This is a genomic window from Burkholderia sp. ABCPW 111, assembly GCF_000773065.1.
GTDB classification, from domain to species: Bacteria; Pseudomonadota; Gammaproteobacteria; order Burkholderiales; family Burkholderiaceae; genus Burkholderia; species Burkholderia savannae.
On record NZ_JPWT01000137.1, the window covers coordinates 1 to 13,764 of the forward strand.

At 67.6% G+C, this 13,764-nt stretch carries 12 protein-coding genes; 1 reads left to right on the plus strand and 11 read right to left on the minus strand.

Annotation, left to right across the window (positions count from 1 at the left end; translation table 11 throughout):
• Window positions 1-418: 418 nt before the first annotated feature.
• From X946_RS29145 to X946_RS29195, 11 genes are all read right to left on the minus strand, one after another.
• Window positions 419-694 carry a hypothetical protein gene (locus tag X946_RS29145; protein WP_038755436.1) on the minus strand — a complete coding sequence of 92 codons (276 nt, stop codon included), beginning with the start codon at window positions 692-694 and terminating at the stop codon, window positions 419-421.
• A gap of 311 nt (window positions 695-1,005) precedes the next feature.
• A complete protein-coding gene (locus X946_RS29150; protein WP_038755416.1) occupies window positions 1,006-1,317 on the minus strand; it encodes a hypothetical protein in 312 nt (103 codons plus the stop codon).
• Between the two features lie 147 nt (window positions 1,318-1,464).
• On the minus strand, window positions 1,465-1,824 hold the full coding sequence (locus X946_RS29155; RefSeq protein WP_038755417.1) for a DUF6277 family protein: 360 nt from the start codon (window positions 1,822-1,824) through the stop codon (window positions 1,465-1,467).
• Window positions 1,825-1,882: 58 nt separating this feature from the next.
• On the minus strand, window positions 1,883-5,386 hold the full coding sequence (gene tssM, locus X946_RS29160; RefSeq protein WP_038755419.1) for a type VI secretion system membrane subunit TssM: 3,504 nt from the start codon (window positions 5,384-5,386) through the stop codon (window positions 1,883-1,885).
• The gene (gene icmH, locus X946_RS29165) at window positions 5,383-7,038 is read right to left on the minus strand and encodes a type IVB secretion system protein IcmH/DotU (RefSeq protein WP_038755421.1); all 1,656 of its coding nucleotides are present in this window, start codon (window positions 7,036-7,038) and stop codon (window positions 5,383-5,385) included. The genes tssM and icmH overlap by 4 nt, the downstream gene beginning before the upstream one ends.
• Window positions 7,039-7,120: 82 nt before the next feature.
• The gene (gene tssK, locus X946_RS29170) at window positions 7,121-8,482 is read right to left on the minus strand and encodes a type VI secretion system baseplate subunit TssK (RefSeq protein ID WP_038755423.1); all 1,362 of its coding nucleotides are present in this window, start codon (window positions 8,480-8,482) and stop codon (window positions 7,121-7,123) included.
• Window positions 8,479-9,072: a type VI secretion lipoprotein TssJ gene (locus X946_RS29175; protein WP_038755425.1), complete on the minus strand. Its 594-nt coding sequence runs from the start codon at window positions 9,070-9,072 to the stop codon at window positions 8,479-8,481. Before X946_RS29175 ends, tssK begins: the two co-directional genes overlap by 4 nt.
• 5 nt (window positions 9,073-9,077) lie before the next feature.
• Window positions 9,078-9,467 (minus strand): DUF4150 domain-containing protein, encoded by a 390-nt coding sequence (locus X946_RS29180; RefSeq protein ID WP_038755427.1) that lies wholly within the window; start codon window positions 9,465-9,467, stop codon window positions 9,078-9,080.
• Window positions 9,468-9,503: 36 nt separating this feature from the next.
• Entirely contained in the window at window positions 9,504-10,196 is a 693-nt protein-coding gene (locus X946_RS29185; protein WP_038755428.1) for a DUF3540 domain-containing protein, read from the minus strand.
• Between the two features lie 2 nt (window positions 10,197-10,198).
• Window positions 10,199-11,269, minus strand: a complete 1,071-nt coding sequence (locus tag X946_RS29190) for a pentapeptide repeat-containing protein (protein WP_038755430.1) — start codon at window positions 11,267-11,269, stop codon at window positions 10,199-10,201.
• Window positions 11,269-13,485: a DUF2169 family type VI secretion system accessory protein gene (locus X946_RS29195; RefSeq protein ID WP_038755432.1), complete on the minus strand. Its 2,217-nt coding sequence runs from the start codon at window positions 13,483-13,485 to the stop codon at window positions 11,269-11,271. Before X946_RS29195 ends, X946_RS29190 begins: the two co-directional genes overlap by 1 nt.
• 67 nt (window positions 13,486-13,552) lie before the next feature.
• Between X946_RS29195 and X946_RS36590 the strand changes: the two genes are divergently transcribed.
• Window positions 13,553-13,764, plus strand: a 212-nt coding sequence (locus tag X946_RS36590) for a hypothetical protein (protein WP_200886470.1), incomplete at its 3' end; no start/stop codon positions are given.

Sequence of the window (13,764 nt, forward strand, 5' to 3'; positions counted from 1 at the left end):
ATTCGCAACAGGCAATACGCCTCCCCGGGCCTGTCGCGGTTCCCCCGCTCCCTTTAGCCCGTGGTCTCCAGCGCCTCTATCTCGCATGACGCCTCTTGATGGAATAAATACTTTCCGACGTCTTGCCGCCCGAATTACCGTTGCGCGGCGACGTGTGTTATTGAACCGAGGATTCTGCGATGCAGCATAAGATATCGAATCCTAAATGTAAACATTTTTAATTCGATTTTCATTTTTCGAAGCAAGTTTCGAAAATGCACTCTCTTATCACCATCATGTCGATATGGAATTATCGAATAAGCCTAATCGAGCATTTACGGCACCACTTTTGAAAAACGACATCGCACCCTTATCTCGATCCGAGCGCACACGCGAGAATCGCCGCCGCCGAAACCGCGCCGGCGCACGCGGGCCGAGCTCAACGTCCGCCGTTCGCGAGCCCCATGTACATCACGCGGCTATTGTCCGCCGGGTCGACCATCACCCGCACTCGCTCGCCGACGCGCGGGATATTCCCCAAATCGATGAATTGCTTGATCGTCACGTCCCACGATGCGCCATTGTGGTGAACGCGCAGCTCGACGCGCATCATCGGCACGTTATTCAGCGTCACACCGGTTTGGCCGATATTCACGACATCGGCCACGGCCTCATAACCATTCTTCACAACGGTCTGAGCCCGAACCGACGACATGACCGTCGACAAAGTCATTGACGTCGTCACTACCACGAAAATCAAGACAATCGCCACCAATACGCCGACGACGCTGATTATCGAAGTCTGGAACATAAATGCGCTCCCTTTCCGTCAATAAGACACTCCTGGTTGATTTCGAGAAGAGCCTCGATTACTCCCCCCGTAAATCGACGGTTATACGATAGTTTCATGATCGTTCAATCAGCTTTCGCGACGAAGACGCAACGCGCCACACGTCGCGAAAGCCGTCCGACCCGCCGCATCGCCCACATGGCGGCCTGCGGCCGGCTCGATGCGCGGCCGCTCGGTTACTTGCGCGCTTCGTTCAGCGTCGCGTCGCTCGTCTCCTTAGTGGACGAGGTCGACGAAGTCGTCGGAGTCGACGTGGCCGCCGCCGCCGACGACGGCGAGCGCACCGAATCGATCGCCTTGCGCGTGCGCGTCGACGTCGCCTGCACCGCCTCGTCGGTCGCCGAGCGCACGCCCTGGTTGACCTGCGACGTCGCCGCCTGCGTCACCTGCTCCTTCACCGACTGGAACAGCTGACCCAACTGCGCATGGCTGCTCATCGAGATGAGCCCCACCACGATCCCCGCCACGATTTGCTTCGTCATCGACATCTCTCCATCCTCACAAAAGATTGAAACGGGCGCGCCGGCGCGCGCCCGGAATTCGCCTGTGCACCGCCAGGCGTCGCGCGGCGCGCGACGACGCCCGCGCGCGAAGCGCGCCGACGCCGACGCAGCTGCCCACGCAGCCGAACCGCATCACTTTCCGGTCCTGAACGGCGCGAAGAAGATCGACGGCATTTCCTCCGGGAAGCCGACGGCGTTGGTCGGACGCAGGTCGCGCATGTCGACGTTGAAGTCGTAGGTCTTCTGACGCTGCTGGTTGTCCTGGTGGATCATCACCTGCTTGTCGACCGCGGACTTGATCGACGACATGTGCTCGAGCATCTTCGAGCCCACATCCTGCACGTTGCCGATCAGGTTGCTCGCATTGCTCGACGACGCCGTCGACAGATTCGGAATCGAATCCATGAACGGCTTGGCCATCGAGCCGCTCGCATCCTGCCCGTACTGGTGCGCGTTATTGCATGCGGCGAAGATTTCCTTCGGATCAATCATGTCTTGCTCCTTTTCAATGTGCGCGCCCTGCGGCGCATGAATACCGATGCTCGACGCATCACGACGGACACCTGAACGACTGCAGGATGCCCGACCATATCGGCGACGGCAGCGTGAGCGCCTGCCATTCGATGCGTACCGTGCCGAGGCTCGTCTGATACAGCCGCTCGCGACGGTCCGCCGTACCCGTGCCGCCGATCGCCTGCCCCGCGTCGAAGAAGCGGAACAGCGCCCACGGCCCGTCGAACTGCAACGTCGTCATCCGGCCGTCGACGGACTTCAGTTGCAGCTTGATCGCGAGCTGCGTGTTCTGGTTGGTCCAGTCGATCCGGTGCGGCGACGTCACGCCGTGCGCGAAGCGCAGCGTCTGTCCGCCGACCACGAGCTGCGCTTCGGACAACTGCGAATCCATGTCGATGAAGCGCAGCACGGTCGACACACGCAAGTGCCCCGAATCGTCGAGCATCGCGCCGCGAATGCGGTCGGCCGTCTCGTACGAATTGAGGACCGACTGGCTGACCATCCCGTTCGGCCCGCCGTTCGAGCGCAGCGCCTGCCACGGCTTCGCGGACGTGTCGACGTACGCGGCGAGGTGATCGCGGAAGTACGTCGCCATCAGGCCTTGCGAGCTGAACAATCGTTCGAAGTCCTCGACGCCCGCGTCCGCCTGCGTGTTGCGGCGCAACGGATAGCGGCCCGTGAAACCCTGATCGCAGACCATCTTCGTCGCGCCCGCCGCGCCGCGATTGAGCAACGCGCCGGATTCGCGCGTCGTCATCGTGCTGCCGCTGCTCACGAGGTCGAGCATGATTCCGCGCACGGGCTCCGGCTGACGCGCGGCCGTCTCCTTCAGCCGCGAGAACGCGTCGTACTGCGCGGGCAGCACCTGGCCCGCCTGCAGCGCGCCGTTGACGAGCCCGAGCTGCCGATACAGCGGCTCGAACAGGCGCGACAGCGGATTGGTGGCCACCGAGCTGTTGCGGTTCAACTGCGCAGCGAGCTGGCGGATCGCCTGGAAGTGCTCTTCGACGACGTGCTCGGGCAGCAGCACGGTCCGATAGTGCTGGCCGCTCAGCTCGCCGACGATCTGCCGCCGGCCCTTCTCGAAGCGGTACTTCTGCCGATCGATCCAGCTGTCGATGTTGCCTTCGTCGCTCGCGCCCGTGAGCGTCGTCTCGCGCGCGGCGAAGCGCAGCAGGTTCGCGAGCGGCGACTGCGCCTCCATCATCGCGGCCGCGAGCTGCGACGCGTCGTCGAGCCCCGTCACGCCGCGCACCGTCACGTCGTTCAGGAAGTTCTGCCAGGCGCCGATGTAGTCCTGAAGGAACTGGTTGCGCGCGGAATCGGCGAGCTTCTGCACGAGCCCGTCGATCTGGAAGCTGTTGCCCGACAGCGTCTCGTCGCGCAGCACCCAGCTCTCTTCCTCGAGCATCGCGCGCGCGCTCTTCTGCAACCTCGGCAGGAACACGTCCGTGTAGCCCGCGCGCGTGAACCAGCCGGACACCGCGGTATCGGTCGACGGCACGTTGCTGCGCATGCGCAGGCTCATCGCCGCCTCGAAGCCCGCCGCGCGCGACAGCGAAATGTCGTTCACCTGCTGCGGCAGCCCCTGTGCGTGGATGTGCTGCAGCACGCGCGTGACGAGCGGAATCTGCGCGGCCTTCGCGCGCGCCGAGCGCACGAGGTTCGCGTCCTCCGGCGTCGCCGGCACGTTCTTCAGCGATATCAGCGTGCGCACATGCGCGAGCAGCGAGCGCCGGTCGTCGTCCGAGTACTGGCCGCCCGACAGCGTGTCCCAGCGGCCGTCGAGCCAGCGCACGACGTCGTCCGCCGAGCGTCGATCAGGACGGCAAAGCATCAGGTAGACCTTCAGCGTCTGGTAAATGTCGCCCGGCGTGCCGTCGACCTGCGACACGAGCGTGCGCCGCACTTCGTTGTACAGCTCCGGCATCAGCATCTTCTGCAAGTGCCGGTAATAGGTGTCGCGCGCCGTCTCGGCGACGAGCCCGTGCTCGAAGTACGGCGTCGCCATCCCCTGCGCGGCGTCCTCGGCCTGCAGCTGCGCGTAGCGCATCTGGTTCGCGATCTCGATGAGCGTCGAGCCGCCGTCGTTACCGTACGACGCATCGGCCTGCGCGAGCCGCTTCGCCTCGGTGAACTGCGCCCACACGCCGTCGAGGTAGTCGCGCTCGGTGACGTAACCCCAGCCGAACCACAGCAGGAGGCCCAACACGACGATCGGCACCGCGCTCCAGCGCAGCGCGTCGCCCAGGCGGCCGCGCCACGATTTCGGGCCGCTCGGCCGCACGGCGTCGCGCTCGAGCGACACCTGCCGGATGAGCGGCGTCCACAGCTCGTTCAGCGACCGCGACGGCACCGGCAGCCCCGCCGCGCCGGCGCCCGCCGCGGCCGCCGGATGCGCATCGGCGAGCTCGGCCATCGAGCCGAGCCACACGCCGCGCAGCCGCGCGGCCGTACGCGTGTCGCCCGGCGCGAGCGCGACGTGCAGCCATGCGACGAGCGCCTTCTGCATGCGGCTCAGCGTCTCGACGAAGCGCAACTGCGCATGGTTCATCGACACCTCGGTCGCGGCGGGCGCGGAATACAGCACCTGCTGCTGCACCCGCTGCTGCAGGCCTTGCAGCGCGTATTGCCACGTCGCGTCGGCGCGCGCGGCGTCAGCCTCGGCGCCGTCGTCAGGCAGGCTGAAGCCGACGCCCCTCACCCACTTCGACGCGTCCAGCAGCGACAGCGTCGACACCGCGCCGTCGAGCCGATCGAGCCCGTTCAGCGCGACGTACACCTGCACCTGCTGGCCGAACGCCTCGTGCATCTCGTCGAGCCGCGCGCGCACCGAGTCCGCGAGACGCTTGCGCGCGTCGAGCGGCGCATCGATCATGTCGACGCCGTCGAGGCACAGCACGACGCCGCTGATCGGCGCGCCCTTGCGCAGCCGGCGCATGCCGCGCAGCAGCTTGCGCCAAGCTTCGAGCTCGGCCTCGTCGACACCCGCGCGCAGGCTCCAGCGGCCGCCGACGTCGAACCACACCGCTTCGCGCGTGATCCGGAAGTTGAAATCGTCGCCGCGGCCGTACGTCGCGTCGGAACCGAGCACGCGGTCCTGCACCGAGCCCGACACGTTGACCGCCTTCGCGACGAAGCTCGTCTTGCCACTGCCTTCCGAGCCGAGCACCAGATACCACGGCAGCGTCGCGCGATGCTGGCGCGTGAGCGCGCCGACCCAGCGCTTCCAGCGGCCGCGCGGCTCCTTCTGCCAGCGCTCCTTCAGTTGCTGGTCGAGGGTGCGCAGATGCTTGTCGACGAAATCGAGCTGCTTCGTCTTCGGCGCGACCTTGACCTGCCGCGGACTCATCGCGAGCCGCGCCCAAAGGCGCGCAAGCGTCGGCCAGAAGCCCCAGATCAGCACCAGCGCGACGAGGATCTCGCGCACCCACACGGGGCCGAGCGGGTGATAGATGCCGAACGCGAAGAGCGGCCCCACCCACCAGATCAGGATCGCGATCAGGATCGCCGCGAATACTCTCAAGCTCGTGCGAATCATGGTTGACGGCCCTCCGTCGTCGCATAAGGCAGTTGTCCTTCAGGCGCGATCTCGACGCCTTCCGGCATCGCCGGGCGCATCGGGACCTGGCCGGGCTTCTCCGGCTGCTGCAGGTTCAGGTTGCGGTCGTGGCGCTGCGCGCCGTCGGGAATCACCTTCCACAGCACGTCGACGCGGCGGTTGCGTTCGTACGCGGCGGGCGTCTTTGCCGTGTCGATCGGCTGCCCGTCGCCGCGCCCCGAATACTCGATGTTGCGCTGCACCGAGTTCTCCGGCGCGCGCGCGCCGCCCGGCAGCGCGGTCTTGCGCAGTTCGTCGGCGACGGTGCGCGCCCGCGCTTCCGACAGCGCCTGGTTGTCCGGGAACTCGCTCGTGCGAATCGGCCGCGAATCGGTGTGGCCGATCACCTCGAGGTCGCCCGGCCACGGCGCGAACGCGAGGCCGAGCCGCTCGATGTTGTGCATGAAGTCCGGTCGCACGTTCGCCTTGCCCACGTCGAACGCGCCATCGCTCTTGAACACGAGCAGCCAGCCTTGCGGATGCTTGTACGCCGTGAGCCACCCTTCCGTCAGGATCTGCGGCAGCGGCGGCGGCAGCGTCTCCGCGATGTTGATCGTGCGCGTGGGCGGCATCCACGCGGCGAGCGCGTTGCGGATCGGCCGCCCCTGCGAATCGAGCCACAGGCTGATCGCGCCGTAGGCGAGCGCCAGCACGCCGAGCGCGACGACCGCCGCGCGGCCGGCCGTCCACCACGAGCGGCGCCGCTTCGCGGGCGTGACGAGATCGGTGCCGAGCGGCTCGGGCGGCACGTGATGCCAGATGAGCGCATGCAGCTGCGAGCGCAGGTCCTGCAACAGCACGTCGCCGCGATCGAGCACGCGGTAGCGGCCCTGCCAGCCGAGCGACAGGATCAGTTCGTAGAACGACAGAAGCGAGATCGGCGGCTCGGGGGCCTTCATCCAGCGCGACAGGTCGGCGAACGCGTCCTCGCCGCCCCACGCGTCGTCGTGGAATTCGACGAGCAAGCTGCGCTCGCCGTCGTAGACGACCTGCGAGTGCTCGCGCGCCGAATCGTTGACGGTCTCGTCGAGATACGTGCAAAGCAAGTACGACGCGTCGCGGATCTGCTCCCATTCGCAGCCGGAGCCGGCAAGCCGCTCGCGGTAGAGCCGCACTTCGAGCCCGAGCTGCGTGCGGATCGCGGCCTGGTTGAGCGGCCCGGCCGCGAGATGCCGCTGCAATTGCAGCACCGCGGGCAGCGCGTGCGACACGAACGGGTTGTTCCAGCTCGCCTGCTGCAACCCCGCCTTCATGATCGCGGCCTGCTCGCCCTGCGGGTTGTAGACGACGGGCGACGCCCCGCGCGTGTCGGCGGGCGCCGCGGCGCCGCCCGGCACCGGGAATTGCAGCACGGCGGGATTGCGGGGCGAGCCGTCGGCATGCGGCAGCGCGTCGCTCACGGGATGCGCGCTCGCCGCGCCGCCCGACGATGTGAAGCTCGGCGCACCCGAGCTCGCCGCGCCGCCCGACGCGGCGACGTTCGTCGTGCCGGTGGTCGACACGGCGGAACTCGACATCGCCGCGCTCGACAGCGACGACAGCGTCGGAATCCGCGTCGCGAGATCCGGATTCGCCGCCGCGCGATCGAGCATGTTGGACGCCATCGATACGCGGCGCAGCGTGGTGGACAGGTTTCGTAGCAGGCTCATAGCAGATTGCGTCTCATGTCGTGGGTCACGCCACCTTGCCGTCTCTCAGCCCCCAGGCTTCGAAGCGAAGATCGGGGAAATCGCCGACGATGCGCAGCGCCATCGCCGAGCCGGCGAGGGTCTGCTTCCAGAACGGGTCGGTCGATTCCACTTCGAAGTACGTGCTTTGGGCGTAGTAGGGAATCTGGCGCGGGGGATTGGGCAACGCGTTCAGACGCGCGCCCGGCAGTTGCAGGTCCACGAGCTTCTGGATCTGCTCGACGGCGCCCAGCTTCGTCTGCTGCGGCAGCAACTGCCGCAGCTTCTCCGCCGGCATTGCGGCCGAAAACGCGAAAATCAGTTTCTTCAGGTTCCACTGCTTGTCGATGATGCAGATGTGCACCTGATCGCCGCGATCCTCGAAGCGCAGCGGCAACACCGGCGTCTCGATCACGCGCGCGAGCGCCTGGCGCAGCATCATCGCGAGCGGCTCGAAGCTCGTCTGAAGATCGTCGTGGTTGTAGCCGAGCTCGCGATCGGCGAGCTCCTCGTCGACGCCCGGCAGCACGCTCAGGCGCCCGAGCAGGCCGACGAGCTCGTGGTACAGCATCGCGGGCGGCAGCGGATCGAACGCGTCGAGGTTCGCGAGACGCATCCGGTACTCGGCGATCGCCTGGCGCAGCAGCAGCTCGATCAGATCGGCGACGCCGCCGCCCGTCGACAGCACGCGCTGCGCTGACGTGCTCGCGAGCCGCACGCGCAGCGTGCTCTGCAATTCGTCGATCAGCGAGCGCAGCACGAGATGCGCGCGCGTGTCGAGCAGCGGCGGGATGAAGCGCGGATCGAGCGACACCGTGCGGCTCGCATTGCGGCCCGCGACGCGCGCGATCGGCAGCGCGACTTCATCCGAACGCAATTGCGACTTCCAGCAAAGGCGCGAAACGAGCTGGCCCGTCTCGATCGTCAGGCGCCGCGGCGTGCCGGGCGCGTCGAGCCCGACCGCGAGATCGGGCACTTCGGTCGACACCGCGCGATAGCGCGACGCCGATGCGACGTCGCCGAACGCCATCTCCGGGCCGCCCGTGCGCGCGGCTTGCAGCGCGAGGCACGCGATGTCGCCCGCCTGCGCGAGCTCGGTCTCGAGCGGCGGCGGCAGCGGATCGTCGGACGGCAGCGAGAACGCGGTGCCGTCCTGGAACACGCCGCGCGCGTGGCGCAGCCCGAGCCTGCCGAGCCCGAGGCCGTCCTGATCGAGATCGAGCAGCGTGAAGCCCCAGCCGTGATTCGACGTCTGACCGAGCCGCAGTGCGGCCTGATGCGCGAGATGCCGCTCGAGCTGCTGGAAGTGCTGCGTCTCGATCAGCATGCCGTCGCTCCACGCGACCGGTCCTACCGGCAGACTACTCATTGCCTGCTTCTCCTTGTCCCATAGGTGGTTTTCGTCTTGCGCTCGGGCGGCGGCTCGTCGATGCGCACGGCCGATGCGGACATCACACCGCCGACGGGCACCGGCCCCGGCAACAACGCGTTGTAGATGCCGTCGCGGTCAAGCCAGACGGCCATGTGAATCAATCCGCGGCCCTCGACGCGCACGCGCAGCGGCGCGTAGTTCGCCGGCCGACGCGCGTAGTCGGCGTCGGCGACGAGCCAGAGATCGCCCGAGCGCGGCAGGCTCAACGAGAACTGCAGCACCTGGTTCGGCGCGATCACGTGGCGCGAATCGGCGACGACCGTGCTGTCCTGCCCGCGCGATGCGCACGACGAATCGTCGCCGCCCTGCGTCGGCAGCCAGTCGGCCGCGGTCACGACGTACACGCACGTCTGAATCGGACGCGCCTCGCCAGCCGGCGCGGCGTTCAGGCGGCCGCCGCCGACGAGCGTCACGTGCAGTTGCCGCGGTTCTTCCGGCTTCGACGACGAGAACGCCGAACAACCGGCGAGCACGCCGAGCGCGAGCGCCGCCGCGATCGATTTGAAGGGGCCCATCTTGCGACGCACGATGTTCAGCTGAGAGTCATCGTGATCGTCTGCGACGGAACGGCGGAAAAGCCGGCCGTGTTCTGGTTGTTCGGCAGGTTGGTGTCCGTGAGCCGCGTCTGCGGCGCACCCTGGATCATCACCTTGCTCGAGCCTTTCGCGTGTCGCGACGGCCCCGACACCGTGCCCGACGCGACGCCGCCCATCGAGCCCGGCTCGTCGCTGTGAGTGACCGGAATGATCGTGTTCAGGTTGTGCACCGGACCGCCCGCATAGATGATGTTCGGCACGTTCGGCACGGCCTCGGGCTTGTTCGCGATGTTCGTGTACGGCATGGGAATGGCGAGGGGCGGCGTCTTGCAGACGTCGTTCCCCGGCGCGATCGCCATCCCCCCGGCTGAGCAATTTGCAAACATGACTACCTCCTTCAAGAAACCGGGCGCGAGCGACGCTCAGCCCATGTGAATCTGGCCTGCGTCGATCTTCAGCAGCGACGCCGCGGTGACGACCGCGCTCTTCGCGTGCATCGCCATGTGCCGCTCGGTGTGGACGACCGTGCTGCCCGCGTGCGTCGCGTCGGTGCCGCTCACGTGCGTCTGGCGCTCGGCCGCCGCCTGCGTCACCACCTGCGCGCGGCTCGCGAGCTGCGCGGCCTCGAGCGACAACCGATCGCGCGCCTCGACGCGCACGTCGCGCGCGCGAAGCGCGACGTGCGCGTCGCCAAAATCCAATAAGACCTCGCGGTTCTTCTCACCGCGCTTTTCGCCGCCCGCCGCGCCGCGCTCGAGCACCGCGAGCACCCAGCAGTGCTCGCCTTCGCGGCAGATCTGCACGAGATCGCCCGGCTCCGGCGCGACCACGCAGCTCACCGCCTTCCTCGCGCGCAGCACGACGCCCGGCTGCACCGCGACGGGCCATTCGCCCGCCGCCGTGCGCTTGCCGTCGATGCGCGCGAGCGTCGTCGACGCGGCGGCGGGCGAGGACGATGCCGGCGCATCCGCCGGCTCGGCTTGCTCGCATGCCTTCTCATCGCGCACGCGCGCACCGCCCTTCATGATCCGCGTCAGCGCGTGACGCGACGCCGCGTCGTCGTCCGATTCGTATGCAAGCGCGTCGTGCGCGACAACCATTTCCCGCATGCTCATCGTCAAACTCCTCTTGCTCCCGGTTGGACTCGTTGCCACCAAAGCTGATCATCAGCGCCGGTGGCTTCCTCGAATACCGCATCCCGCGTGTCGGCCGCCGCCCACACCGGGCGAAGCTGGCCGATCAGATTGCCGCCTCGGCAATCGGCGCCGCGCAGGTCGACGCGCTCCAGATGCAGGCCGCGTGCATCGAGCTGCTGCAGGTGCGCGCCGGACAGGTTCACGCGCGTGAGCCACGCGTCGCGCAACGCGATCCGCTGCGCGCGCACGCCCTGCAGCGAGCTGTCCGACACGCTCGCGCTGTCGAAGATCGCCTGCGGCAAGTCGCTGTTCGTCACGGTCAGGCCGTTGACGGTCGCATGATCGAAGCTCGCGAGCGGCAGCCGGCTCGCGTGGATCTCGCCCGTCGCCCACGTGCTGTGCGACCACGCGGCCTGCTTCAGCTCGCAGCCCTGCACGGTCAACCGCTCGATGCGCGAATCGATCCAGCGCACGTTGACGCCGCGGCATTCGACGAGCACCGCGTGCTGAAAGCCGCTTTGCCCTGCGATCAGGTTCTCCAGCCCGACGGATTCGAGCCGCAGTTCGGCCAATTGGCTGCCGATCCACGACGTGTCGCTCCAGTGCCCGCCGCGCAGCGTGACGCCCGCGTAGTCGCCCGCGACGAGCGACACGTGCGCGCCGCGCACGCTGTCGAACAGCCAGCGCGCGCCCTTCGACTGCGCGCACACGACGTCCTTCAGCAAGCTGCCCGTCCACGTGCCGCCCTCGATCTCGCATTCGCTGAACGACACGCCTTGCAACGCGCTCTGCGTCCACGCGCTCGCCCGGAGCCGGCTCGACTCGTACGTGAGCTTCATCAGCTCGCAGCGATCGAAGCGGTTCGCATCGAACGTGCAGTTCACGAAGCGCAGGTTCGACAGCCGGCAGCCCGTCCATTCGACGCGGTCGAAGTGGCAATCGACGAACAGCGTGTCCGCCAGCGCGACGTCGCGCTGCGGCAACGTGTAGTGCTGCCCCTCGACGACTTCGGGCAGCGGCGGCGGCGGCACCGTCGAGCGGATCTTGCTCATCACACCCTCCTCGGCACGTCGAGCTGGCCGGCGTTCAGATTGCCGCGCCACGCGCCTGCTTCCGGCGGGTGAATCCACGACGTGCGGACCCGAACGAGATTGCAGTCGCGCATGCGCGTCTGCCGCATGTCGGCGCCATAGAACATTGCCTCCTTCAGCGAGCAGCGGTCGAACGACGTGCCCGTCAGTTGCGCGTGCATCACGTTCGCGCCGTCGAGCACCGTGCGGCTCCAGTGCGACTGCTGCGCATGCAGATGCTGCGCGTTCAGTTGCATGAACGAGCAGTGGTCAACCTGCACGCGGTCCGCACGCAGCTCCTGCAGGCTCGACGACTTGAGCACGCAGTCGGTGAGCCGCGCGCCGTTGATCGACGTGCCGTGCGACAGCACCGCGAACGTGAGCATGCTGCGCTGCCAGACGCTCGCGGACAAGTCGGTCAGCAAAATGCTCGGCTTCGCGAGCGTGCATTGCGACACCGCGAGGCCCGCCATCGCGCATTCGACGATCGCGAGATCGTCCGCGCGCACGCGCGTCCAGGTCCAGCCGGGCGCGCTCACCTCGGACCACGACACCGAGTTCCATTCGACATCCTGAACGTCGCCGCGCACGCCGCCGCGGCCCTGCACCGACAGCATCGACCACGAGCCGCCCGCCACTTTCAGATCGTCGAGCCGGCATTCGTCGATCGAGATCCGCTCGATCTCCACGTTCAGCCACGCACTGCGCTCGAGATTGCAGCGCTGGATCTTGCCGCCCTTCCACCAGCCGTCGCTCATCTTCACGTCGGCGAACGAGCAGTCGACCGCATGCACCTGATTGAGCCGGCAGTTCGTCCATTCGCTGCGATCGAGCGTGCAGCGCTCGAAGCGCACTTCGTCGAACTTCCAGCCGTCGAAGCGCAGCGACGACAGATCGGCGTCGCGAATCGTGACGTTCGCGAGCTCGGGCGTCTTCGCCTGACGCAGCCGCGTGCGCCAATTTTCGCCGCCGCGCGGCGCGCCCGGCAGCTTCGCGTTGCGATTCGCTTCCTCGAACGCCGACAGCCGTTCGCTTGCGTCGCGCGCCTCGACGAGCTGCCGACGGTTCTGCTCGACCCGCGCACGGACTTCTTCGTAGCCGCGCGGCGCCGGTGCGAAGCGCGGATGGTCTTCCGCGTCGAGGATCATCTCCCAGGTCCAGCCCCTCGCGACAGCGGGCATCAGTTCGTGATCCGCCTGTTGCAGCGGATCGGTGCAGTTCAGGTCCGCGCGCTGATCGGCGAATTTCATCACCGCGTCGACGTCGATCCGCTCGGCCTCGTCCTTGAATGCGGTGACGAGCATCGTCGGGCTGTCGTCGAGCAGGAAATCGAGCGCGACCGCGCCGTTCCACCACAGCACGCCGATGCCGCGATCGGGCAGGAACCACACCGTCTGCTGCTTGAACGACAGGCGCTCGATGCCCGGGCGGCCGTTGCGCGTCACGAGCGCCACGGGCACGAGGCGCGGCAGCTCGCCCGCGAAGCCCTCGCCCTGCGGCCCGAAGCCGCTCAGCTCGAAACGCGCGCCGGGCGTCCAGCATTCGCCGCGCGCCCATTGATCGGGCGCCGCCTGCTGGAAGAAGCGCAGATCGACGTTCGCGGGCCAGCCCATGTGCGTGCCGTCCTGCGCCATCGCGTCGACCGTGCCCGGCCGCGTCGGCATCCATTGCGTGCGCTCGGGCCAGTCGCTGCCGATCGCGCCCATCGCCGCGAGCGGCGCAGGGCCGACGCCGAATGTGCGCAGCTGTTGCAGCGGCGGCGTGCCGGACGCCACGCCGAACGGGTTTTCCTGCGCGCCGCCCGCCGCCGCATGCCGGTGATCGATCGCGATGCGCGCGAAGCCGCCCTGCGCATGCTCGTCGCCGAGCTGCGTCGCGCACGAGACGACTTTGCGCACGCCGTCGAACTCGACCCATGCAGTCCAGTCGACATTGCGCGAGCTCGCGCCGGGCCCGACGGAATGCGTCGAATGGCCGGCGAGCAGCCATTCGGCGCGCTGCTTCGGCAGTGCCGATTCATACAGCGGCAGCGACGGCGCGGCTGCCTTCAGCGCTTCCCAGACAGCCGCTTCGTGTACGAGGATCGACGGCTGATCGAGCCTGAAGCCCATGCCGATGCTGATCCCGAGCATCGGCTGCGCGCCGATCTGCGTATTGGTCGTGGCCACGAGGGCCGCTTGTGGTTTGATATGTCGCATAGGTCAGTTCTTCGTCTGCATCCCGAGCTTTTTCAGATCGATGCCCACGTCCGAGTAGCTCGCGCCGATGTACGAGAAGCTGAATCCCGTCACCGACATGCTGCTGCCCGTCGTCGATACGCTCGAGCCCGTCGTGCCCACCGAACTGCCGGTGGCCGACATGCTCGAGCCCGTAATGCCCGTCGAGCTGCCCGTCGTCGACATCGACGTGCCCGTGATGCTCGTCGAGCTGCCCGTGTTCGACATCGACGTGCCCGTGATGCTCGTCGACGTGCCCGT

Excerpts from the sequence above, each read along its gene's own strand:
- icmH (WP_038755421.1), bottom strand. The coding sequence starts at position 7,038 with ATGCTCGATCGCGCGGCGGCGAATCCGGATCTCGCGACGCGGATTCCG.
- X946_RS29155 (WP_038755417.1), bottom strand. The coding sequence starts at position 1,824 with ATGATTGATCCGAAGGAAATCTTCGCCGCATGCAATAACGCGCACCAG.
- X946_RS29180 (WP_038755427.1), bottom strand. The coding sequence starts at position 9,467 with ATGTTTGCAAATTGCTCAGCCGGGGGGATGGCGATCGCGCCGGGGAAC.
- tssK (WP_038755423.1), bottom strand. The coding sequence starts at position 8,482 with ATGAGTAGTCTGCCGGTAGGACCGGTCGCGTGGAGCGACGGCATGCTG.
- X946_RS29195 (WP_038755432.1), bottom strand. The coding sequence starts at position 13,485 with ATGCGACATATCAAACCACAAGCGGCCCTCGTGGCCACGACCAATACG.
- tssM (WP_038755419.1), bottom strand. The coding sequence starts at position 5,386 with ATGATTCGCACGAGCTTGAGAGTATTCGCGGCGATCCTGATCGCGATC.
- X946_RS29185 (WP_038755428.1), bottom strand. The coding sequence starts at position 10,196 with ATGAGCATGCGGGAAATGGTTGTCGCGCACGACGCGCTTGCATACGAA.
- X946_RS29150 (WP_038755416.1), bottom strand. The coding sequence starts at position 1,317 with ATGTCGATGACGAAGCAAATCGTGGCGGGGATCGTGGTGGGGCTCATC.
- X946_RS29145 (WP_038755436.1), bottom strand. The coding sequence starts at position 694 with ATGTCGTCGGTTCGGGCTCAGACCGTTGTGAAGAATGGTTATGAGGCC.
- X946_RS29190 (WP_038755430.1), bottom strand. The coding sequence starts at position 11,269 with ATGAGCAAGATCCGCTCGACGGTGCCGCCGCCGCCGCTGCCCGAAGTC.